This is a genomic window from Streptomyces sp. CB01373 (assembly GCF_002803075.1).
Classification (GTDB): Bacteria; Actinomycetota; Actinomycetes; order Streptomycetales; family Streptomycetaceae; genus Streptomyces.
The window spans coordinates 255,134-277,985 of the sequence record NZ_NNBK01000010.1; the positions used below are offsets into that span (position 1 = coordinate 255,134).

Below are 22,852 nucleotides of genomic sequence, written 5' to 3' on the forward strand. Positions count from 1 at the left end.
GGGCTCAGTCCTTGTGGACGGTCCCGTCCGGGTCGAGGCCGCGGAAGGAGAGCAGCACGATCAGGATGCCGCCGCACACGATCGCCGAGTCGGCGAGGTTGAACACGGCGAAGTGCTTGGGCGAGATGAAGTCGACCACGGCGCCCTCGAAGACGCCCGGCGCCCGGAAGAGCCGGTCGGTGAGGTTGCCCAGCGCGCCGCCGAGCAGCAGGCCCAGCGCGATGGCCCAGGGCAGGCTGTAGAGCTTGCGCGCGAGGCGGGCGATCACCACGATCACGGCGGCCGCGATGACCGTGAAGATCACGGTGAAGGCCTCGCCGAAGCCGAAGGCGGCGCCCGCGTTGCGGATCGCCTCCAGTTGCAGCCAGTCCCCGATGAGCCGGATCGGCGGGCGGTGCTCCAGCTTGGCGACCACGAGCATCTTGCTGGCCAGGTCGAGGGCGTAGGCGATGGCAGCGACCGTGAACAGCACGGCGATCCGGCGCCTGCCGCGGGGCCGCTCGGCGGCGGGTGCCCGTCCGTCCGCGCCGGCCGGCGTCCCGCTCGTCCCGTCCGGGCCCGCCGCCGTGCCGCCGGTGCCGGGCCCGCCCGCCGGGGCCCGTGCCCCTTCGGCGCCGGACGGGCCGCCCGGGGCGGTGTCCCCTCCGGGTCGCTGCCGCCCCGCTCCCGCCACCCCCGGAGTGTCCGGCGTACCGATGATGCGCTCCGCCTCTGCCACGTGAGTCCCTTGACCTAGGTACCTGACTGAGGACGAGACTACGGCACGCCTCGTACCCGGTTCAGTACCGGCGTTCCTGCTTCTGCTTGCACTCCACGCACAGGGTGGCCCGCGGGAAGGCCTGCATGCGGGCCTTGCCGATGGGGTTGCCGCAGGTCTCGCACAGGCCGTAGGTGCCCGCGTCGAGCCGTTGCAGGGCCCGCTCGCTCTGGGTGAGCATCTCGCGCGCGTTGGCGGCCAGCGCCATCTCGTGCTCGCGGGTGATGTTCTTGCTGCCGGTGTCCGCCTCGTCGTCGCCCGCGCCGTCGCCGGAGTCCCGCATCAGGCCCGCGAGGGACTCCTCGGACGAGGTGATCTCGGCGCTCAGCCGCTCCATCTCGGACTCCAGCTCCGCGCGGGCCTCCGAGACCTCCTCCAGGGTCCAGGGGTCCTCGCCCGGGCGTACCGGAAGGTCGGCCGGATCCACCGCCGCGGCGATGCGTGCCTTGGGCACGGCGGTCTTGGCCGCCGCGGCCGTGCCAGGGGTCTTCTTCGCAACCACTGTCGTGGCTCCCGTCTGCTTCGCGGCCCGCGCCGCGCCCGCCTTCTTGGCCGTCCTCTTCCTGCCCGCACCAGCACCGGAGACACCAGGAGCCACCGCATGCCCCGCGTCGTCCCCGCCCCCCGCCCCACCACCCCGATCGCGCACGGTCCCCCTGCTCCCCGTCCGCCCGGCCTCCCGGGTCCCCGCGCCCTCGACGGCAGCCCCGTCGGCCACCGACTCGCCGGCAGCGACCACCGCCCGCCGAGCGCCTTCTGGGCCCGCCTCACGGGTGACCCGCTCCTCCTCGGCGGCCGCACCCCCGCCAGAAGCCACCACCGACCGACGAGCGCCCTTTCCGCCCGCCTTACGAGCGGCCCCTCCCCCGTTGGCCCTCCGCGCACCCGGCTCCTCGACGACACCGCTGTCGGCGGCCGCGTCGGCGGTCCCCATCGAGTCCTCGCCGGCGGCCTGCTCCTCCTCGGCGGCCGCACCCCCGCCGGAAGCCACCACCGACCGACGAGCGCCCTTTCCGCCCGCCTTACGGGTGGCCTCCTTGCCGGTGGCCGCCCTCCGGGCGGCCGGCCTCTCGGCGGCGCTGTGGGTACCCGCGCTCCCGCCGTCGGTGTGCTTTCCCCCGGGCCTTTCGGACACGGCAGGTCCGGCCGCCACCGCGGCGCCCGCTTCCTCGCCCGTGGCGTGCTTCTTCACGGCCTCCCGTGCGGCGCCCACGCCACGCCCGCCGGCCGCGCCACCATCGGCAGCGGCCTTCCCCGTGCCCGGCCGCTCGGCGGCGGCCTTCTTCGCGGCTGTCCGGGGGCTGCGTGCGCCCCTGCCGGCGGCATCCGCCGCGGAGGGGCCCTCGGCCGCCCTCTCCCCCGCGTCCGGGGTCTCCGCGGGCTCCGGCCCGGCGGGGGGCTTCCCCGGCGTGGTCCGCTTGCCAGGGGGCTTCTTCGCCGTGGCGCCCCTGGAGCGGGGCTCCGCGGCGGCGGGGCGCCTCTCAGGCGTCGCCCTGCCCGCCGCCGGCTTCTTCGCGGCGGCCTTCCGCGTGCCCTTCGCGGGAGCCGGCTGCGCCGGTTCCCGGGGCGCCGCCGTCGGCTCCCCCGCGGCAGCCGGCTCCCCCGCGGCAGCCGGTTCCTCCCCGGCCGGCTCCTGCCCGCGCCCGGCCGTGTTCGCCCTTGCCGTCGGGCCCCTGCGCCCGCGTCCGGTCGTCGGTCCGGCCTCGGCCGTCCGCTTCTGCTTCGGCGTGACCGGCTCCTTCATGGCCACCGCCTCCTTCGCGGCCCCGCCTGGTGCCCTGGCCGCCGCTCGGGTGGTCTTCCTGGCCGCGCCACCGGCGGCATCGGGGCCGATGCCCCGGGACCTGCCGGACGCCGACTGCTCGGCGGTCTGCTTCGCCACCATGGCCGCGGCCCCTTCACATATTGTGATCTTGCTCGCGAATCGTGCTGGGACGATAAATCGACTCGAGTCCCGCGGCAACGGGGCACGCCGCCCGATTCGCCCGCCTCGCGCGGATCGCGCGGCCGGCATGCATGCGTTGTGCCCAGCTCGCCGCCACGTAATCCGACCAGCCACACGTCCTACGATCCGGACGGCGCCGCCGCGCAACCGGGTCACCACCGGTCCGGAAAATCGGTTCGGCCCCGGTCGCCGGGGCGCCGTACACTGGGCGGAGCGAAAAGCGTGGATGGGGACGAGTAGCGGCGTACGCAGCCAAGAGCGACCCGGGGACGGTGTGAGCCCGGGGGCGAGCCCGACGCGAAGATCACCCCGGAGCCGCCGGAAGAAAGCCCCCAGCACCGAGCCGGGGGCCGGTAGAACCGGTATCGCGACCTCAATGAGGGGGCTCGTCGGAGCGTACGGCGCACCGGTGGGCCAAGGAGGGTGGTACCGCGGGAGCGCGCCGCACACGGCGTGGACACACAAAGGCTCTCGTCCCTCCGACGGAAGGCAGCACATCCGCCGGAGGAAGCTCGTTGAATACGCAGCCGCAGTACCGCCAGGTGCCCGCGCAGGTCGACCTGCCCGCCCTCGAGCACGCCGTGCTCGACTTCTGGCGCGAGCAGAAGATCTTCGCCAAGAGCCTGGAGCAGTCCGAGGGCCGCCCCGAGTGGGTGTTCTACGAGGGCCCGCCCACCGCCAACGGCATGCCGGGCGCCCACCACATCGAGGCGCGCGTCTTCAAGGACGTCTTCCCCCGCTTCCGCACCATGCGCGGCTACCACGTGGCCCGCAAGGCCGGCTGGGACTGCCACGGCCTCCCGGTGGAGCTGGCGGTCGAGAAGGAGCTCGGCTTCAGCGGCAAGAAGGACATCGAGGCGTACGGCATCGCCGAGTTCAACGACAAGTGCCGCGAGTCCGTGCTCCGCCACACCGACGCGTTCTCCGAGCTGACGACCCGCATGGGCTACTGGGTCGACCTCGACGAGGCCTACGTCACCATGGAGCCCGAGTACATCGAGTCCGTCTGGTGGTCGCTGAAGGAGATCTTCAACAAGGGCCTGCTGGTCCAGGACCACCGCGTCGCCCCCTGGTGCCCGCGCTGCGGCACGGGACTGTCGGACCACGAGCTGGCCCAGGGCTACGAGACGGTCGTCGACCCCTCCGTCTACGTCCGCTTCCCGCTCACCTCCGGTCCGCTCGCCGGCCAGGCCTCGCTCCTGGTGTGGACGACGACCCCGTGGACGCTGGTGTCCAACACCGCGGTCGCCGCGCACCCCGAGGTGACCTACGTGGTCGCGACGGACGGTACGGAGAAGCTCGTCGTCGCCGAACCGCTCGTAGCCAAGGCACTCGGCGAGGGCTGGGAGACCACGGGCGAGACCTTCACGGGCGCCGAGATGGAGCGCTGGACGTACCAGCGCCCGTTCGAGCTGGTGGAGTTCCCGAGCACCGGCGAGGGAACCGATGGGCACAGCACGGAGCCGGCCCACTACGTGGTCAACGCCGAGTACGTCACCACCGAGGACGGCACGGGTCTGGTCCACCAGTCCCCCGCCTTCGGTGAGGACGACCTGAGGGTCTGCCGCTCCTACGGCCTGCCGGTGGTCAACCCCGTCCGCCCCGACGGCACGTTCGAGGACGACGTCCCGCTGGTCGGCGGCGTCTTCTTCAAGAAGGCGGACGAGAAGCTCACCGAGGACCTCGGGGAGCGCGGCCTGCTCTTCCGGCACGTGCCGTACGAGCACAGCTACCCGCACTGCTGGCGCTGCCACACCGCGCTGCTGTACTACGCGCAGCCGTCCTGGTACATCCGCACCACCGCGATCAAGGGCCGGCTGCTCGAGGAGAACGAGAAGACCAACTGGTTCCCCGAGAACGTCAAGCACGGCCGGTACGGCGACTGGCTGAACAACAACATCGACTGGGCGCTGTCCCGCAACCGCTACTGGGGCACACCGCTGCCGATCTGGCACTGCGAGGACGGCCACCTCACCTGTGTCGGCTCCCGCGCGGAGCTGACCGCCCTGACCGGCACCGACCAGTCGGAGCTGGACCCGCACCGCCCGTTCATCGACGACGTCGCCTTCCCGTGCCCGCAGTGCGAGAAGACGGCCACGCGCGTGCCCGAGGTCATCGACGCCTGGTACGACTCGGGTTCGATGCCGTTCGCGCAGTGGGGCTACCCGTACAAGAACAAGGAGCTGTTCGAGAGCCGGTACCCGGCGCAGTTCATCTCCGAGGCGATCGACCAGACCCGCGGCTGGTTCTACACGCTGATGGCGATCGGCACGCTGGTCTTCGACAAGTCCTCGTACGAGAACGTCGTGTGCCTGGGCCACATCCTCGCCGAGGACGGCCGGAAGATGTCCAAGCACCTGGGCAACATCCTCCAGCCGATCCCGCTCATGGACCAGCACGGCGCGGACGCGGTGCGCTGGTTCATGGCGGCCGGCGGCTCGCCGTGGGCGGCCCGCCGGGTGGGCCACGGCACCATCCAGGAGGTCGTCCGCAAGACGCTCCTGACCTACTGGAACACGGTCGCCTTCCAGGCCCTGTACGCCCGTACGTCGGCCTGGGCACCCACTGAGGCCGACCCGGCCCCGGCCGACCGCCCGCTGCTCGACCGCTGGCTGCTCAGTGAGCTGCACGCGCTGACCGACCAGGTCACGCAGGCCCTGGAGGCGTACGACACACAGCGCGCGGGCAAGCTGCTGTCGGCGTTCGTCGACGACCTGTCGAACTGGTACGTCCGCCGCTCGCGCCGCCGGTTCTGGCAGGGCGACAAGGCCGCGCTGCGCACGCTGCACGAGGTGCTGGAGACGGTGACCAGGCTGATGGCGCCGATCACCCCGTTCATCACCGAGCAGGTCTGGCAGGACCTGATCGTGCCGGTGGCCCCGGGCGCCCCGGAGTCGGTGCACCTGGCCTCCTGGCCGGAGGCGGACCTCGGGGCGATCGACCCGGAGCTGTCGAAGCAGATGGTGCTGGTGCGCCGCCTGGTGGAGCTGGGCCGTGCCACGCGCGCCGAGTCTGGCGTCAAGACCCGCCAGCCGCTGTCCCGGGCCCTGGTCGCGGCGGCGGGCTTCGAGTCCCTGGACCGGGAGCTGCACGCGCAGATCACGGAGGAGCTGAACGTCTCCTCCCTGGCATCGCTGAGCGAGGTCGGCGGGTCCCTGGTGGACACCACCGCCAAGGCCAACTTCCGTGCGCTGGGCAAGCGGTTCGGCAAGCGGGTGCAGGACGTCGCCAAGGCGATCGCGGGCGCGGACGCGGCGGCGCTGTCGCTGGCGCTGCGCGAGGGCACGGCGTCGGTGGAGGTCGACGGCGAGACGGTGACGCTCGCGCCGGACGAGGTGATCATCACCGAGACCCCGCGCGAGGGCTGGTCGGTGGCGTCCGACTCCGGTGCCACGGTCGCCCTTGACCTGGAGATCACGGAGGAACTGCGCCGTGCCGGGCTGGCCCGGGACGCGATCCGGCTGATCCAGGAGGCCCGCAAGAACAGCGGCCTCGACGTGGCCGACCGGATCGCGCTGCGCTGGACCGCGACGGACCCGGCGACCATCGCCGCCCTGAGCGAGCACGCGTCGCTGATCGCCGAGGAGGTCCTGGCGACGGACTTCGCCCAGGGCGAGGCGGACGCCTCCTACGGCGCCCCCTTCACCGACGAGGGCCTGTCCCTGACCTTCCGCCTCCACAAGGCGTGAGCCACCGGGGGACGGCGCCCAAGGGCGTCGCTCTCCCACCCCGGCGGGGAGCCCACCGGCCACAGGCCGGTGGGCTCCCCGCACCGCTTGAAGGGGCGCCGCATACGGGAACGGCCCCGGAGGGATGTCCCTCCGGGGCCGTTCTCTCAGGCTGCCGATGCCTAGTCGTCAGAACCCTTCAGGGTTCCCTCAGTTGTCGTCCTCGTCGATCAGGAAGCCGCGCATGGGCGACGGCGCCTGACCCATCGGGGCCGGACCCTGCGGACGCACGGGGGCCATCGGCTGGGTCATCGCCGGGGCCATCTGCTGCTGACCGCCGTAGGACGGACCGGACGGGCCGGGCGCACCGCCCATCGGCTGACCGCCGTAGGACGGGGCACTCGCGCCGGCCGGAGCCATGGAGGGCGCCGGGGACGGCGGCAGGGACGGGGCCGCGGGGGTGCGCGGCGGGGCGAGGGAGTCGTCGGCCTGCGTCTCCAGCTGGCGCAGCTGCGACTCCAGGTACGACTTCAGGCGCGTGCGGTACTCGCGCTCGAAGCCGCGCAGGTCCTCGACCTTGCGCTCCAGCGTGGCGCGGGCGGACTCCAGGGAGCCCATCGCGACGCGGTGCTTCTCCTGCGCGTCCCGCTCCAGGGCGTCGGCCTTGGCACGGGCGTCACGCTCCAGACCCTCGGCACGCGAACGCGCCTCGCCGACGATCTTGTTGGCCTCGGAACGCGCCTCGGCGATCGCCTGGTCGGCGGTCTGCTGGGCCAGCGACAGGACGCGCGCGGCGCTGTCGCCACCGGGACCCTGACCCATCGGACCAGGACCCTGACCCATCGGACCGGGACCCTGACCCATCGGGCCGGGGCCACCCATGGGACCGGGGCCGCCCATCGGGCCGGGACCCATCTGGCCCTGCATCTGACCCTGCATCGGGTTCTGCATCGGGTTCTGCATCTGGCCCTGCATAGGGTTCTGCATCTGACCCTGCATCGGGCCAGGCCCCTGACCCATCGGACCGGGACCCATCTGGCCGGGGCCAGGACCGCCGGGACCACCGGGACCCTGGGGACCCTGACCGCCCGGACCTGCCGGAAGCTGCGGAGCACCGCTGGGCAGCTGGGGCGGGCCACCCATGGGGCCGCCCATCTGCTGCTGCGGCGGGCCCGATATCCCGGCGGGCACAGGCGCGCCGGGACCTCGCATGCCCTGCTGCTGAGGATGCGGTGGCTGCTGCTGGTCCTCCGGAGGCTTGCGCATGTTCTGCTGGTTCTGGGCAGCAGCACGCGTCGCGGCGGCCAGTTTGGCGCGCAGGTCCTCGTTCTCGCGGAGCAGTCGGGTCAGCTCGGCTTCGACCTCGTCGAGGAAGGCATCGACCTCGTCCTCGTCATAGCCTTCTCGGAGGCGGACGGTCGTGAACTGCTTGTTCCGCACGTCCTCGGGGGTCAACGGCATCTCTTCACCTCAACGTAGTCATCGGCAGTCGGCAAGACCGTATCGTCCACAGTCACGTCGCGAGGTTCCCCACGAAGTAGATCAGGATGTAGACGATGATCATCAGTACGAAGAAGGACAGGTCGAGCGCCACGCCCCCGAGACGCAGCGGCGGGATGAACCGCCGCAGAAGCTTCAGCGGTGGATCGGTGACAGTGTAGGTGGCCTCCAGAACGACCACCATCGCCTTGCCGGGTTGCCACGAGCGGGCGAACTGGAACACATAGTCCATGACCAGCCGGAAGATCAGCACGATGAGGAACACCGTCAGCGCGATGTAGAGAACCTCCATGGCCACACGCATGATCGGTGCTTCCCTCTCCCCTGTTCCGTGCCTGTTCTACGGTGGTGCGTCTCAGCTCTGGTTGAAGAACCCGCCCTCTGCGATGCGGGCCTTGTCCTCCGCCGTGACATCGACGTTAGCAGGCGACAACAGGAACACCTTCTGCGTCACCCGCTCGATACTGCCGTGAAGACCGAACACCAAACCGGCGGCAAAGTCGACAAGTCGCTTCGCGTCTGTGTCATCCATCTCAGTCAGATTCATGATCACCGGGGTGCCCTCACGGAAGTGTTCCCCGATGGTACGGGCCTCGTTGTAGGTCCGGGGGTGAAGTGTGGTGATCCGGTACGGCTCTCGTTCCGACACGACCTTGGGCATGATCACCGGTGCGTTCTTCTCCAGGCTTGCGCGGTCTTGTGTGATGGACGCCACGGGCGCGATGCGCGCGGGGCGCCCGGATTCCGCCGGGAGCGAAGCGGAATGCGACACCGGTTCGCGGGGCGCCGGAGGCTGCGCCACTCGCACCGGTTCATCCCTTTGGGGCTGATGTGCACCATGCGGCTGGTGCGGCGGATCGTGCCGTCGGCGGTCCCGCTCGGGTTCCGGGTCCAGCTCGGGTTCGAAGTCGTCATCGGGGTCGAATCCCCGGCCGTCGTACCCATCGTCCTCCACGAGGCCGAGGTAGACCGCCATCTTGCGCATCGCGCCGGCCATGCTCTGAGTCCTCCGCTCTGTGGTGGATCCGCTGACGACCGCCAAGTGCCCGCGATCCACGAGGTCGTTGCGCCCCGTTGGGCGATATTGACCATATTTTCTGCTGTGGTCCGACTTCTTGGCGACGTTACCCGAGCCTGGGGCGGACTCCGAGTACCGCGCTGCCGACGCGCACATGTGTCGCCCCGGCGGCCACGGCCTGTTCGAGGTCCCCGCTCATCCCTGCCGAGACCATGGTGGCAGCCGGATGGGCAGCGCGCAGGTCGGTCGACAAATCCATGAGGCGCTCGAACGCGGCCTGTTGCCGGCCGGCGTACTCCCCGGTCAGCGGGGCTACCGTCATCAGTCCGTCGAGGCGCAGCCCCTCGGAGCGGGCGACGAGGTCGGCCAACTCTTCGATTCCGCCGGGCCCCACACCCCCTCGCTCGCCGCGTCCGCTCTCCCCCGCGTCGAGTGCCACCTGGATGAGGCAGCCGAGCTCGCGCTCCGCCCGCACGGCCTCCCTGGAGAGCGCGGTGACGAGCCGGGAGCGGTCGAGCGACTGGACGACATCGGCGTAACCGACCACGGATCGCACTTTATTGGTCTGAAGTTGACCAACAAAATGCCACGTCAGGGGCAAATCGGCGCACTCGGCGGCCTTGGGCGCCGCCTCCTGGTCCCGGTTCTCGGCGGTGTGGCGCACGCCGAGTTCCGACAGGATCCGCACATCCGATGCCGGGTACGTCTTGGTGACCACGATGAGGGTCACTTCCTCCCGTGCCCGGCCGGCGGCCGCGCACGCGGCGGCGATACGCCGCTCCACCTTCGCCAGGTTCGCGGCGAGTTCGTTCCTACGGTCCGTCATGCCCCATCAGTCCAGCCAGACATAGCCCGCGAGCCGACCGGTGGTGCGGTCGCGGCGGTACGAGAAGTGATCGCCCGACTCCCGCGTGCACACCGGCGACTGCTCCCGGTCGTGCACCCCGAGGCGCTCGAGCTGCGCGTGCACGCCGGCGCTCACGTCGACGGCCGGCGTGCCCCAACTGGTCTCGGCGTACGCCGCCGGTTCGATCGCGGCCACCTCGGCGCGCAGGTCCTCCGGCACCTCGTAGCACCGGCCGCACACGGCGGGTCCGGTGCGGGCGGTGATGCGGTCCGGCCGGGCGCCGAGCGACTCCATCGCGTCGACCGCGGCCGGGACGACCCCCTTGATCATGCCGGGCCGCCCGGCGTGGACGGCGGCGGCCACACCGGCCACCGGGTCGGCCAGCAGCACCGGAACGCAGTCGGCGGTGAGCACGGCGAGGGCGAGCCCGCGGGTCGCGGTCACCAGTCCGTCGACCGGCGGGGTGAGACGCGTGGTCCACGGCCCGTCGACCTCGGCGATGTCGTTGCCGTGCACCTGGTTCATCCAGACCACCCGGTCCGGGTCGAGTCCGAGCGAGGTGGCGGCCAGGCCGCGGTTGGTGCGTACCGCGCCGGGGTCGTCGCCGACCGCGCCGCCGAGATTGAGCTCCTCGTACGGAACGGCGCTCACCCCGCCCCACCGGTCGGTGAAGGCGAAGTGCGCGCCGCTCACGGTGTCGCGCCCACCTATCACTTGAGGAAGTCCGGTACGTCCAGCTCCTCGGCCGCGCTGTCGGAGTAGCTGCGCGGCGACGGCGTGACGGGCTGGGTCACCGGCGGAAGGTCCTGCACCGGCTCGGGGGCGACGGGCTCCGGCTCCTCCTTCGGCGTCACGCTGCCGAGCGAGCCGAAGGTCGGGCGGCTCTCGGGCTGCCGCACCGGGGTGGGCTCCTCGCGGCGGGCCGGGGGCGGGGCGGAGGCCGAACCGAGGACGTTGTCCCGGCGGGCCGGAGGCTGGCCGCCGTCGAAGCCAGCCGCGATCACGGTGACCCGGACCTCGTCGCCGAGGGCGTCGTCGATGACCGCGCCGAAGATGATGTTGGCCTCGGGGTGCGCCGCCTCGCTGACGAGCTGGGCGGCCTCGTTGATCTCGAACAGACCGAGGTCGCTGCCGCCGGAGATGGACAGGAGCACGCCCCGGGCGCCGTCGATGGAGGCCTCGAGGAGGGGAGAGGAGATCGCCATCTCGGCCGCGGCCACCGCGCGGTCGTCGCCGCGGGCCGAGCCGATGCCCATGAGTGCCGAGCCGGCCTCGGACATGACGGACTTGACGTCGGCGAAGTCGAGGTTGATCAGGCCGGGGGTGGTGATCAGGTCGGTGATGCCCTGCACACCGGACAGCAGCACCTGGTCCGCGGACTTGAACGCGTCGAGCACGCTGACCTGGCGGTCCGAGATGGACAGCAGCCGGTCGTTGGGGATGACGATGAGGGTGTCGACCTCTTCGCGGAGCTCGGCGATGCCGTCCTCGGCCTGGTTCGCGCGGCGCCGCCCCTCGAAGGTGAACGGGCGCGTGACCACGCCGATGGTGAGGGCGCCCAGCGAACGCGCGATGTTGGCCACGACGGGCGCGCCGCCGGTACCGGTGCCGCCGCCCTCGCCGGCCGTCACGAAGACCATGTCGGCCCCCTTGAGGACCTCCTCGATCTCCTCACGGTGGTCCTCGGCGGCCTTGCGGCCGACGGCCGGGTTGGCCCCGGCGCCGAGTCCGCGCGTGAGTTCGCGGCCGACATCGAGCTTGACGTCGGCGTCGCTCATCAACAGCGCCTGCGCGTCGGTGTTGATGGCGATGAACTCGACGCCCTTGAGACCGACCTCGATCATCCGGTTGATGGCATTGACACCACCGCCGCCGACACCGATGACTTTGATGACTGCGAGGTAGTTCTGCGGTGCTGCCACGTCGAAGGCCTCTCGCCTCGAGTTACGTGTCGCCGCCTCGCGGTCCTGCCGCGATCCGACGACTGATGCCGAATGGGACGGTCCGAACGCCGACCCGAACCCTAACCCTGAAGTTTAGGGTTACCAGTGTGTCTGTTCCTTGAAGTCTTCGGAACAGGACACTAAGTCGACAAGTGGCGCCCGTTCAACGAACACGCCGAACCTCCCGTTTTTCTTTTCACCCTATGTGATCAGCCATAGCGCCGCCCAACCAGGGTGTTGGCCTGCACAGATGTGCGTCAACTCCCCGATGAAGCCGGGGCGGTGGGAACCCTGACGTCGAAGTGCCGTGCCCCGGGGGACGCTTTCATCAGCGCGGCCAGGGTGCGGGCCTTCAGCCGGCCGTTCTCGCTGCTGCCCCAGGCGACGGTCCGGCCGCCGCTCAACTCCAGTGAGATGTCGTCGTAGGTACGGACCTTGACGACCCGGGTCTCATGGGCGACCACGGCGGGAATCCGTCCGGCGACCGCGACCGCCTCGCGCACCAGCCGGTCCTCGCCGAAGCGGCGCAGGCTCGCGGCTGCCGCGCTGGAGCGGGAAAGTGACAATTCCAGCAGGGGCACACCTTTCGGCACCTGTGAAACCGTGGCGAACCGGACACCCTTCGCGTCCACTTCGACGAACTTCCCGCCCTTTTCCTCCACCATGACCGGAGTGCGCTCGACCACTTTCAACCCGATTCCGTGGGGCCATGAGCGCACCACGTCGACCGAGTCGATTCGGGGCAATTCACGGCGCAGCCGGGCCTCCACCGCATCGGTGTCGACGGAAATCAACTGCGTTCCGAGCCGCACTCCGGCGGCGGCCCGCACCTGAGCGGGCGTCAGGACCGTGGCACCGGAGACGGATACGTGCTCCACCCGCGTCCACCGCGAGCCGTACAGCACCCACAGGGAGCCGGCACAGAGGCAGACCAGGGCCAGCGAAAGGATGATGATCGTACGAGGGCGCAGCCGTCTCAGCCGGCGGACCAGAGGCGGGCCGGACGACGACTCCTGCTGGCGTTCACCGCGCTCCGCGGTCGTCGCTCCGGCCACGCTCTCAAGCCCTTCCGTGCATACGGTCCTAACGGTGCGAGGCGATGGCCTCGTACACCATGCCGACGAGCAGCTCGTCGGCGTCCCGGCGGCCGAACTCCCCGGCGGCGCGGGACATCTGGTACAGCCGGTGCGGATCGGCGAGCACGGGCAGGACGTTCTGCTGCAGCCACTCGGGGGTGAGCTCCGCGTCGTCGACCAGCAGTCCGCCGCCGGCCTTGACCACCGGCTGGGCGTTCAGCCGCTGTTCACCGTTGCCGATGGGCAGCGGGACGTAGGCGGCCGGGAGCCCGACGGCGGAGAGTTCGGCGACGGTCATCGCGCCGGCGCGGCAGAGCATCATGTCGGCCGCGGCGTACGCGAGGTCCATGCGATCAAGGTAACTTACCGGGATGTAGGGCGGCATTCCCGGCATCTGCTGCACCTGCGGCAGGTCGTTCTTCGGGCCGACCGCGTGCAGGATCTGGATGCCGGCCTGCTGGAGCCAGGGCGCGACCTGCTGGACCACCTCGTTGAGGCGGCGGGCGCCCTGTGAGCCGCCGGAGACCAGCAGGGTGGGCAGGTTCGGGTCGAGCCCGAACGCCGCGCGGGCCTCGGGGCGCATGGCCGCCCGGTCCAGGGTCGCGATGGCGCGGCGCAGCGGGATGCCGATGTAGCGGGCACCGCGCAGCTTGCTGTCGGGCGTGGAGACGGCGACCTGTGCGGCGTACCGCGAACCGATCTTGTTGGCCAGGCCCGGCCGGGCGTTGGCCTCGTGGATGACGATGGGCACACCGAGCCGCTTGGCGGCCAGGTAGCCGGGCAGGGCGACGTAGCCGCCGAATCCGACCACGGCGTCCGCCTTGGTGCGCTCCATGATCTGCTCGGCCGCCTTGATCGTGCCGCGCAGCCGTCCCGGAACGGTGATCAGCTCCGGGGTGGGTTTGCGCGGCAGCGGCACCGCCGGGATGAGCGCGAGCTCGTAGCCCCGCTCGGGTACGAGCCGGGTCTCCAGGCCGCGCTCCGTGCCCAGGGCCGTGATCCCCACGGTCGGGTCCTGCCTGCGCAGGGCGTCCGCGAGGGCGAGCGCGGGCTCGATGTGGCCCGCGGTACCTCCGCCGGCGAGTACGACATGCACCGAAATTCACCGCTCTCCGGACGAACGCGCCGCCGAGGCGCGCCGTCGCATCGTGTTCCATCTCCGAGGCTCGCGACCGGATCCACGGTCGGATCTCCGGCCGGGCGCGGAGCCTCCTGCCCGCTTTCTACCAAAGCGAGGTTGCCGCATGGCAAGCGCCGCCCGCGCAGCGGGCTCGTCACGCGCGAAGGCGATCAGCAGCCCGATGGCGAACATGGTCGGCAGCAGGGCGGATCCTCCGTAGGAGAACAGCGGGAGCGGGACGCCGGCGATCGGCAGCAGACCGAGCACCGCACCGATGTTGATCACCGCCTGCACGGTGATCCAGGTGGTCACGCCTCCCGCGGCATACCTCACGAAGGGGTCCTCCGTGCGTCCGGCCACGCGGATGCCCGCATAGCCTAGAGCGGCGAACAGGGCGAGCACCGACAGCGTCCCCGCGAGACCCAGTTCCTCGCCGGTGACGGCGAAGATGAAGTCGGTGTGGGCTTCGGGGAGTTGCCCCCATTTCTCCACACTGGCACCGAGTCCGGAACCGAACAGCCCGCCGGAGGCCAGAGCGTAGATGCCGTGCACCGCCTGCCAGCACTTGGTCGCGTCGCTCGAGCCGACGCAGGCGAACCGGCCGAGGCGGTTGGCGCTCGTCTGGATCAGCAGGAAGCCGATCACCCCGGCGAACGACAGCACCCCCACGAAGAGCCGGGTGGGCGCCCCCGCCAGCCACAGCAGGCCGAACAGGATCGCGGTGAGGATGATCGCGGTACCCATGTCGCCGCCGAGCATGATCAGCCCGAGCAGCATGAAGGCGACCGGGACGAGCGGCACCAGCATGTGCTTCCACTGGGTCAGCAGCCGCTTGTCCTGTTTGCGCGCGATGAGGTCGGCGCCCCACAGCACCAGCGCCAGCTTGCCGATCTCGCTGGGCTGGATCTGGAAGGAGCCGCCCAGCGCGATCCAGTTCTGGTTGCCGTTGACCGCCATCCCTATCCCCGGCACCTGCACCAGCGCCATGAGGACCACCGCGCCCGCCAGGATCGGGTAGGCCAGTGCCCGGTGCAGCCTGACCGGCATCCGGGCGGCGAGCAGCAGCAGCCCGGCGCCGATCGCGGCCGCGAGGAGCTGTTTACGGAAGAAGTACGAGCCCGGCAGCGCCTTCTGCAGCGCGGTGATCTGGGAGGCCGAGTAGACCATCACCAGACCCAGCACGGTGAGCAGCAGGCTGCCGCCGAGGATCAGGTAGTAGGCGGTCAGCGGCCGGTCCCAGGCCCGGCGCGCGCGGACGACCAGGCTCGCCACGGAGCGCCCGCCCGGAGGCCGGCCGGGCGCCGGCCGCCGGACGGCCCGCTGCACGGGCGGGCGGCCGGTACGGCTGCTGCCGGGGCTACCGGGCATCGGGTCCTCCGCTGTACGTCGGCCGCGCGAGTACGGCTCGGCTCACGGGTCCCACGCCTCCCTCCCGAGGTCGCCCGGCAGCGGGGGCGGCCGGGATCAGGCGCCGAGTCCGGATACGGCCTCCGCGAACGCCTCGCCACGCCTGTTGTAGTTGGCGAACATGTCCATGGAGGCGCAGGCCGGGGCCAGCAGTACCGTGTCGCCGGGCCGTGCGAGCCGCCGCGCCTCCTGGACGGCCTGGAGCATCGCCCCAGTGTCGGTCCGGTCGAGGTCGACGACGGGTACCTCCGGGGCGTGTCGCGCGAGGGCCTCACGGATGAGCGCGCGATCGGCTCCGATGAGGACGACGCCGCGCAGCCGCTTCGCCGAGTTCGCGACCAGCTCGTCGAAGGTCGCGCCCTTCGCCAGACCGCCCGCGATCCACACGATCGACTCATAGGCCGCCAACGAGGCCTGCGCCGCGTGGGTGTTGGTGGCCTTGGAGTCGTCGACGTAGGCCACGCCGTCCACGTCGGCCACGTGCGCGATGCGGTGGGCGTCCGGGGTGAAGGCCCGCAGGCCGTCCCGGACGGCCTGCGCCGGGACGCCGAAGGCGCGTGCCAGGGCCGCCGCGGCGAGGGCGTTGGCGATGTTGTGCGGGGCGGGCGGAACGACGTCGGAGACCTCGGCGAGCTCCTGGGCGTTCTTCTGCCGGTTCTCGACGAAGGCGCGGTCGACGAGGATGCCGTCCACGACGCCGAGTTGGGAGGGGCCTGGCGTGCCGAGCGTGAACCCGACGGCTCGGCAGCCCTCCTCGACGTCCGCCTCGCGCACCAGGTCCTCGGTCGCCCTGTCGGCCACGTTGTAGACGCAGGCGACGCGATTGCCCTCGTAGATACGGCCCTTGTCGGCCGCGTAGGCCTCCATGGAGCCGTGCCAGTCGAGGTGGTCGGGGGCGAGGTTGAGGACGGCGGCGGAGTGGGCGCGCAGCGAGGGCGCCCAGTGGAGCTGGTAGCTCGACAGCTCCACCGCCAGGACGTCATAGGGCTCGTCGCCGAGCACGGCGTCCAGCAGGGAGACGCCGATGTTGCCGACGGCCGCCGTGCGCAGGCCCGCCGCCTTCAGGATGGAGGCGAGCATCTGCACGGTGGTGGTCTTGCCGTTGGTGCCGGTCACTGCGAGCCATGGGGCTGCTTTTCTGCCGTCCCGGCCGCGCAGCCGCCAGGCGAGTTCGACGTCCCCCCAGACGGGTACGCCGGCCTGCCCGGCGGCGCGGAAGAGCGGCTTGTCCGGCCGCCAGCCGGGCGCGGTGACGATCAGCTCGGTGCCCTTGGGCAGGGTGTCCCCGTCACCGAGGCGCACGGTGACCCCGAGGGCCTCCAGCTCGGCCGCCTGGGCCCGGGCGCGCTCGTCGTCGCCGTCGTTGACGACGGTGACGTGCGCGCCGAGGCCGTGCAGGACCCTGGCCGCCGGGACACCGGACACTCCGAGTCCCGCGACGGTGACGTTCTTTCCCTGCCAGTCGGTCACTTGTCCGCTGCCCATCCCGCATAGAAGAGGCCCAGTCCGACAATCACACAGATGCCCTGGATGATCCAGAAACGGACCACGATGAGCACTTCGGACCAGCCCTTGAGTTCGAAGTGGTGCTGGAGCGGCGCCATCCGGAAGACCCGCTTCCCGGTGAGCCGGAAGGAGCCGACCTGGATCACCACCGACATGGTGATCAGCACGAACAGGCCGCCCAGCAGCGCGAGCAGCAGCTCGGTGCGGGAGCAGATCGCCAGGCCCGCGAGCACACCGCCGAGCGCGAGCGAACCGGTGTCGCCCATGAAGACCTTGGCGGGCGAGGTGTTCCACCACAGGAAGCCCAGGCAGGCGCCCATGAGCGCGGAGGAGACGACCGCGAGGTCGAGCGGGTCACGCACCTCGTAGCAGGCGTTGGGGTTGGTCAGGGTCATCGCGTTGGCGCAGGACTCCTGGAACTGCCAGACGCCGATGAAGGTGTAGGCGCCGAAGACCAGGACGGAGGCGCCGGTCGCGAGACCGTCCAGACCATCGGTGAGGTTCACGCCGTTCGACATCGCGAGAATCATGAACAGCGCCCAGATCACGAACAGCACGGGGCCGATCGTCCAGCCGAAGTCGGTGATGAACGACAGCTTCGTGGAGGCTGGGGTGTTGCCGCGGTTGTCGGAGAACTGCAGCGCGAGCACCGCGAAGGCGATGCCGACGGTCAGCTGGCCGGCCATCTTCGCCTTGGCGCGCAGGCCCAGCGAACGGCGCTTGACGATCTTGATGTAGTCGTCGAGGAAGCCGACCAGGCCCATGCCGACCATCAGGCCGAGCACCAGCAGACCCGAGTAGGTCGGGGTGTAGCCGGTGATCACCTTGGACAGGAAGTAGGCGGCGACCGTGGCCAGGATGAAGGCGATACCACCCATGGTCGGCGTACCGCGCTTGCTGGCGTGCTCACGCGGGCCGTCGTCGCGGATGTACTGGCCGTAGCCCTTGCGGGCCAGGAGCTTGATCAGCAGCGGGGTGCCGACCAGCGTCAGGAAGAGGCCAATGACTCCCGCGAACAGGATCTGCTTCATCATCGGGCGGCGACCTCACCCTCGGCACCGTTCTCGAGCAGCGCCTGGGCGACACTCTCGAGGCCGACCGAACGGGACGCCTTCACGAGAACGACGTCCCCCGGGCGCAACTCGCTGCGCAACAGGTCGATCGCCGCCTGTGCGTCGGACACGTGCACCGACTCCTCACCCCACGAACCCTCGTTATATGCGCCCAGTTGCAGCCAGGACGCTTCCCTGCCCCCGACCGCGACGAGCTTGCTGACGTTGAGCCGGACGGCCAGCCGTCCGACCGCGTCGTGCTCGGCGAGCGCCTCGTCCCCGAGCTCGGCCATCTTGCCGAGCACCGCCCAGGTCCGCCGTCCCGCGCCCATGGCCGCGAGCGCGCGCAGAGCGGCTCGCATGGACTCGGGGTTGGCGTTGTAGGCGTCGTTGACGACCTTCACGCCGTCCGGGCGCTCGGTGACCTCCATCCGCCAGCGGGAGAGGGAGCCCGCCTCGGAGAGCGCGGTCGCGATCTCAGTTGCGGACATGCCCAGCTCATGGGCGACGGCGGCCGCGGCGAGCGCGTTCGACACGTGATGCTCACCGTACAGGCGCATCGTCACATCGCTTGCACCGGAGGGTGTGTGAAGCCTGAAGGCGGGCTGTCCGCTGTCCGTGAGTCTCACGTTCTCTGCGCGTACGTCCGCTTCGCCGGACTCTCCGAAAAGGATCACCTTCGCCTTCGTACGGGAGGCCATGGCCCGTACCAACGGGTCGTCGGCGTTGAGGATCGCGGTTCCGCCGTCCTCGGCCGCGGGCAGGCTCTCCACCAACTCGCCCTTCGCCTGGGCGATCTGCTCACGGCCGCCGAACTCGCCGATGTGGGCGGTGCCGACGTTGAGCACCAGCCCGACCCTCGGCGGGGTCAGCCCGGTCAGGTAGCGGATGTGGCCGATGCCGCGGGCGCCCATCTCCAGCACGAGGAACCTCGTCTCCTCGGTGGCGCTCAGCGCGGTCAGCGGCAGCCCGATCTCGTTGTTGAGGGAGCCGGGCGTGAACACGGTCGGCGCCTTGCGCCGCAGCACCTGCGCGACGAGGTCCTTGGTACTCGTCTTGCCCGCGGAGCCGGTGAGGGCGACAAGGGTCGCGCCCAGCCGTTCGACGACGTGGCGGGCGAGGGCGCCGAGGGCGGCCTGCACGTCCTCGACGACGATCGCGGGCACGCCGACGGGGCGGGACGCCAGCACGGCGGCCGCGCCCGCCTCGACGACGGCCGCGGCGAAGTCGTGGCCGTCCACGCGCTCGCCGACGAAGGCGACGAAGAGGCTGCCGGGCACCACCTCGCGGGAGTCGCGGACCACCGGCCCGGTGACCTCCGCGGACGGATCCGGTATGTCGTACGTCTGCCCGCCGACGACTGCTGCGATCTCGGCGAGGGAGAGGGCGATCACAAGTTCATCCCTGGGTCTTCTGGATAGCTTCGCGAAGCACCTGGCGGTCGTCGAAGGGACGGACCACTCCGGCGATGTCCTGGCCCTGTTCATGGCCCTTGCCCGCGACCAGCACGGTGTCCCCGGGCTGCGCGCGGTCGACGGCGGCGGCGATCGCGGCGGCCCGCTCCTCGAAGAGGAGGACCTCGCCGCGCTCGTGCGCGGGCACCGAGGCCGCGCCCTCGAGCATGGTGGCGAGGATCGCCAGGGGATCCTCGGAGCGGGGGTTGTCGGAGGTCAGCACGGCGATGTCGGAGAGCCGGGCCGCGGCGGCGCCCATGGGCGCGCGCTTGGTCCGGTCACGGTCGCCACCGCAGCCGAGCACGATGTGCAGCCGGCCCTTGGTCACCTTGCGCAGCGCCTTGAGGACCGACTCGACGGCGTCCGTCTTGTGCGCGTAGTCGACGACCGCGAGGTACGGCTGGCCGACGTCGACGCGCTCCAGACGGCCCGGTACGCCCGGAACGGCGGCGATGCCGTCGGCGGCGGACTGGGCATCGAGGCCCGCGGCGGCCAGGGCGACCACGGCGGCCAGTGTGTTGGCGACGTTGAACGGGCCCGGCAGCGGCGATCTGGCGGCGATCCGCCGGCCCTCGGGGCCGACCACGGTGAAGGCGGAGTCGACCGGGCCGATCTGGACGTCCTCGGCGCGCCAGTCGGCGTCGGGGTGGCCCTCGGCGGAGTAGGTGACGACCGGGACCGTGGCCTCCCTGATCAGCCGGCGCCCGTACTCGTCGTCGAAGTTGACCACGCCGAGCCTGCTGCGCTCCGGCGTGAACAGCTGCGCCTTGGCCTGGAAGTAGTCCTCCATGCCGGAGTGGAACTCCATGTGCTCCGGGCTGAGGTTGGTGAAGACAGCGATGTCGAAGACGCAGCCGTCGACGCGGCCGAGCACCAGGGCGTGGCTGGAGACCTCCATGGCGACCGCCTCGACCCCGCGCTCGCGCATGACCGCGAACAGGGCCTGGAGGTCGGTGGCCTCGGGGGTGGTGCGCTCGGACTTGATGCGCTCGTCACCGATGCGCATCTCGACGGTGCCGATCAGTCCGGTGGACTTCACGGTCCGCAGGCCGCCCTCGACGAGGTAGGCGGTGGTGGTCTTGCCGGAGGTGCCGGTGATGCCGATCTGGAGCAGGTCGCGCCCTGGCCGGCCGTAGATCGTGGCCGCCAGCTCGCCCATCCGCCCGCGCGGATCGTCCACGGCCAGGACCGGCAGGCCGGTGGCGGCGGCGCGCTCGACGCCGGACGGGTCGGTGAGCACGGCGACCGCGCCCAGGCTCGCCGCCTGGGTGACGAAGTCGGCGCCGTGGGTGCGGGCGCCGGGCAGGGCCGCATACAGGTCGCCGGGGCGCACGGCGCGCGAGTCGTGGGTGATGCCCATGACCTCGGCGGCGCCGTCCGGAGCGGTGACCCCCAGCTGATCGGCGAGCTCCGCGAGGGGGGCGGCGGAGACCCGAGCCGGTCGCGGCGGTCCCGGATATGTCACGGAAGCGCCCTTCTGGGTGGTTTGGGACTGATCAGCGTGTGGCACGGCGGTGAGCGTACCGGGCGTACCCGCCGTCGGGCTAAAAAGGGGATCGCGCGCAGCCCCGTCCGGAGCGGACGAGGGCCGGGGCGACGGGCGTTTCCCGGGGCCGGGAGTGATCGTTGTCACGGGCTGGTTCCTGGTCGTTCTGTTCCGGTCACGGCTTGAAGTCGACGGGCAGGTTCGCGGCCTGCGCGCCGGTCGGCGGCACCTGGAGCGTCTTCAGCGCGAACTCCATGACCTCCTTGTAGATCGGGCCGCAGATCTGGCCGCCGAAGTAGCTGCCCTTGGTGGCGTTCTGGATCGCGCAGTAGACGGTGACGCGCGGGTTGTCGGCGGGCGCGAACCCGGCGAAGGAGGAGGTGTAGCCGTGGTATCTGCCGGTGTCCGGGTCCACGCGGTTGGCCGTGCCGGTCTTGCCCGCCACCCGGTAGCCGGGGATGCGCGCCTTGACTCCGGTGCCCTGCTCGTCGTCCACCACGGACTCCAGCATCTGCGCGAGCGTCTTCGCCGTCCTGGCGCTCACGACCCGTGTGCTCTCCGGCTTGGCGGCCGGCGTGAAGCGGCCGTCGGCGCCCTTGGTCCCGCGCACCAGCGTCGGCTGCACCCGCACTCCGCCGTTGGCGATCGTGGAGTAGACGGAGGCCGCCTGTACGGCGTTGATGGCGAAGCCCTGGCCGAACGGGATCGTGAACTGCTGCGACGTGGACCACTTGTCGGGCGGAGCGAGGATGCCCCTGGTCTCGCCGGGGAAGCCGAGTCCGGTCGGCTCGCCGATGCCGAACTTGCGCAGATAGGAGTAGAGGACCTTGTTGGCCTCCGGCTGGGTTCCGCCGAGCTGGCCGGTGGCCAGGATGGTGCCGATGTTGCTGGACTTGGCGAGCACTCCGTTCAGGGTGAGGTACCAGGTGGCGTGGTCGACGTCGTCCTGGAAGAGGCGGTCGCCGCGGTGCAGCCGGTTGGGCACGACGACGTGGGTGAGCGGAGTCGCCGCGTTCTCCTCCAGTACGGCGGCCATGGACATGACCTTGGCGGTGGAGCCGGGCTCGTAGGCGTCCTGGAGGGCGGCGTTGCCCAGCGCGGACGGGTTGGCGTGGGCCAGGTCGCCCGGGTCGAAGCCCGGGGAGTTGGCCATGGCGAGGATCTCGCCGGTGCGGGTGTCCTGGACGATGACGTAGCCGCGGTCCGCCCCGGACTTCGCCACCTGCTCGGCGATGGCGTTCTGGGCGGCCCACTGGATGTCGCGGTCGATGGTGAGCTCGGTGTCGGAGCCGGGCACCGCGCGGGTCTCGGTGGAGCCGGCGGTGGGCACCTCGCGGCCGCCGGACTGGGCGTAGCGGATCTTGCCGGGCTTGCCGGCCAGCTGCTCGTTCAGCTGCTGCTCCACGCCACCGCCGCCCTTGCCCTCGGCGTTGACCCAGCCCAGTATCCCGGCGGCGAGGTCGCCGTTGGGGTAGACCCGCTTGCTGCTGGGGTCGGAGAAGACGCCGGCGAGCACGTTGACGGTGGCCTTGTCCTTCTGGGCCTTCTTCACGAGGGCCGTCTTCAGGTCCTTGATCTGCTTCCAGACCTGCGGGGTCTCGCGGCGGGCGAGCAGGACGTAGCGGGTGTTCGGCGTGCGGAGCCTGGCGGCGAGGGCCGCCTGGTCCTGGCCGAGGATCGGGGCGAGCAGCGCGGCCGCCTGCTCGGGGCCGTCGCCGATGCCGAGCTGGGCGCGGCTGAACATGGTGGGGTCGGCGGTGATGTCGTCGGCGTCCACGCTGGTCGCCAGGTCGACGCCGTTGCGGTCGGTGATACGGCCCCGCTCGGCGGCCAGGGTGTGCACCACGTACCGGTTCTCCTCGGCCTTGGCGGCGTACGCGCTCGCGTCGAAGGCCTGCACCTGGAGCAGCCGTACGGCGAAGACGAGCAGCACCAGGGTCAGCGCCAGAGTGACCAGGCGCAACCGCGGGCGGGGGCTGCCGAGCCGGATGCGCGCGGCCTGGGGGCGGGCCGGGGCCGGACGGCGGGCCGGCCGGGCACCGGGGCCGGGGCGCTGCCGGGCGGCCGGCCGCG

17 protein-coding genes are annotated in these 22,852 nt (G+C 71.3%); 1 reads left to right on the forward strand and 16 read right to left on the reverse strand.

All coding sequences use genetic code 11. The features are described from left to right. Positions 1-4: 4 nt before the first annotated feature. Both lspA and CG719_RS37380 read right to left on the reverse strand, forming a co-directional pair. Entirely contained in the window at positions 5-718 is a 714-nt protein-coding gene (gene lspA / locus CG719_RS17680) for a signal peptidase II (protein ID WP_100569616.1), read from the reverse strand. Positions 719-779: 61 nt separating this feature from the next. Continuing rightward, positions 780-2,642 (reverse strand): TraR/DksA family transcriptional regulator, encoded by a 1,863-nt coding sequence (locus CG719_RS37380; protein ID WP_324838208.1) that lies wholly within the window; start codon positions 2,640-2,642, stop codon positions 780-782. Between the two features lie 575 nt (positions 2,643-3,217). Here CG719_RS37380 and ileS point away from each other — a divergent pair. Beyond that, the gene (ileS, locus tag CG719_RS17695) at positions 3,218-6,391 is read left to right on the forward strand and encodes an isoleucine--tRNA ligase (protein ID WP_100569617.1); all 3,174 of its coding nucleotides are present in this window, start codon (positions 3,218-3,220) and stop codon (positions 6,389-6,391) included. Positions 6,392-6,580: 189 nt separating this feature from the next. On the opposite strand, the gene CG719_RS17700 is transcribed toward ileS, so the two are convergent. The 14 genes from CG719_RS17700 to CG719_RS17765 all read right to left on the reverse strand — a co-directional run. Continuing rightward, on the reverse strand, positions 6,581-7,831 hold the full coding sequence (locus CG719_RS17700; RefSeq protein ID WP_100569618.1) for a DivIVA domain-containing protein: 1,251 nt from the start codon (positions 7,829-7,831) through the stop codon (positions 6,581-6,583). Positions 7,832-7,883: 52 nt separating this feature from the next. After that, positions 7,884-8,174 (reverse strand): YggT family protein, encoded by a 291-nt coding sequence (locus CG719_RS17705; protein ID WP_100569619.1) that lies wholly within the window; start codon positions 8,172-8,174, stop codon positions 7,884-7,886. A gap of 51 nt (positions 8,175-8,225) precedes the next feature. Further along, entirely contained in the window at positions 8,226-8,867 is a 642-nt protein-coding gene (locus tag CG719_RS17710) for a cell division protein SepF (protein WP_100569620.1), read from the reverse strand. 127 nt (positions 8,868-8,994) lie between these two features. Continuing rightward, on the reverse strand, positions 8,995-9,714 hold the full coding sequence (locus tag CG719_RS17715) for a YggS family pyridoxal phosphate-dependent enzyme (protein ID WP_100569621.1): 720 nt from the start codon (positions 9,712-9,714) through the stop codon (positions 8,995-8,997). Between the two features lie 6 nt (positions 9,715-9,720). After that, entirely contained in the window at positions 9,721-10,449 is a 729-nt protein-coding gene (gene pgeF / locus CG719_RS17720; RefSeq protein WP_100569622.1) for a peptidoglycan editing factor PgeF, read from the reverse strand. Next, entirely contained in the window at positions 10,446-11,657 is a 1,212-nt protein-coding gene (gene ftsZ, locus CG719_RS17725) for a cell division protein FtsZ (protein ID WP_100569623.1), read from the reverse strand. Before ftsZ ends, pgeF begins: the two co-directional genes overlap by 4 nt. A 278-nt stretch (positions 11,658-11,935) precedes the next feature. Further along, entirely contained in the window at positions 11,936-12,733 is a 798-nt protein-coding gene (locus CG719_RS17730; protein WP_100569624.1) for a cell division protein FtsQ/DivIB, read from the reverse strand. Positions 12,734-12,761: 28 nt separating this feature from the next. Further along, positions 12,762-13,850, reverse strand: a complete 1,089-nt coding sequence (gene murG, locus CG719_RS17735; RefSeq protein ID WP_100569625.1) for an undecaprenyldiphospho-muramoylpentapeptide beta-N-acetylglucosaminyltransferase — start codon at positions 13,848-13,850, stop codon at positions 12,762-12,764. Between the two features lie 6 nt (positions 13,851-13,856). After that, positions 13,857-15,242, reverse strand: a complete 1,386-nt coding sequence (gene ftsW, locus CG719_RS17740; RefSeq protein WP_100569626.1) for a putative lipid II flippase FtsW — start codon at positions 15,240-15,242, stop codon at positions 13,857-13,859. A gap of 96 nt (positions 15,243-15,338) precedes the next feature. Continuing rightward, on the reverse strand, positions 15,339-16,766 hold the full coding sequence (murD, locus tag CG719_RS17745) for a UDP-N-acetylmuramoyl-L-alanine--D-glutamate ligase (protein ID WP_100569627.1): 1,428 nt from the start codon (positions 16,764-16,766) through the stop codon (positions 15,339-15,341). Beyond that, positions 16,748-17,818 carry a phospho-N-acetylmuramoyl-pentapeptide-transferase gene (gene mraY, locus CG719_RS17750; RefSeq protein ID WP_100569646.1) on the reverse strand — a complete coding sequence of 357 codons (1,071 nt, stop codon included), beginning with the start codon at positions 17,816-17,818 and terminating at the stop codon, positions 16,748-16,750. The genes murD and mraY overlap by 19 nt, the downstream gene beginning before the upstream one ends. After that, complete coding sequence (locus CG719_RS17755) at positions 17,818-19,233, reverse strand: UDP-N-acetylmuramoyl-tripeptide--D-alanyl-D-alanine ligase (protein ID WP_100569628.1); 1,416 nt, start codon at positions 19,231-19,233, stop codon at positions 17,818-17,820. The genes mraY and CG719_RS17755 overlap by 1 nt, the downstream gene beginning before the upstream one ends. A gap of 4 nt (positions 19,234-19,237) precedes the next feature. After that, positions 19,238-20,758 carry a UDP-N-acetylmuramoyl-L-alanyl-D-glutamate--2,6-diaminopimelate ligase gene (locus CG719_RS17760; protein WP_100569629.1) on the reverse strand — a complete coding sequence of 507 codons (1,521 nt, stop codon included), beginning with the start codon at positions 20,756-20,758 and terminating at the stop codon, positions 19,238-19,240. A 196-nt stretch (positions 20,759-20,954) separates the two neighbouring features. Beyond that, positions 20,955-22,852: peptidoglycan D,D-transpeptidase FtsI family protein (locus tag CG719_RS17765; protein ID WP_234375627.1), on the reverse strand; the 1,898-nt coding region annotated here is incomplete at its 5' end.

Bases quoted from the DNA above. Each gene is read 5' to 3' on its own strand.
- CG719_RS37380 (WP_324838208.1), bottom strand. From the start codon at position 2,642: ATGGTGGCGAAGCAGACCGCCGAGCAGTCGGCGTCCGGCAGGTCCCGG.
- CG719_RS17700 (WP_100569618.1), bottom strand. From the start codon at position 7,831: ATGCCGTTGACCCCCGAGGACGTGCGGAACAAGCAGTTCACGACCGTC.
- CG719_RS17705 (WP_100569619.1), bottom strand. From the start codon at position 8,174: ATGCGTGTGGCCATGGAGGTTCTCTACATCGCGCTGACGGTGTTCCTC.
- CG719_RS17710 (WP_100569620.1), bottom strand. From the start codon at position 8,867: ATGGCCGGCGCGATGCGCAAGATGGCGGTCTACCTCGGCCTCGTGGAG.
- CG719_RS17715 (WP_100569621.1), bottom strand. From the start codon at position 9,714: ATGACGGACCGTAGGAACGAACTCGCCGCGAACCTGGCGAAGGTGGAG.
- ftsW (WP_100569626.1), bottom strand. From the start codon at position 15,242: ATGCCCGGTAGCCCCGGCAGCAGCCGTACCGGCCGCCCGCCCGTGCAG.
- murD (WP_100569627.1), bottom strand. From the start codon at position 16,766: ATGGGCAGCGGACAAGTGACCGACTGGCAGGGAAAGAACGTCACCGTC.
- mraY (WP_100569646.1), bottom strand. From the start codon at position 17,818: ATGAAGCAGATCCTGTTCGCGGGAGTCATTGGCCTCTTCCTGACGCTG.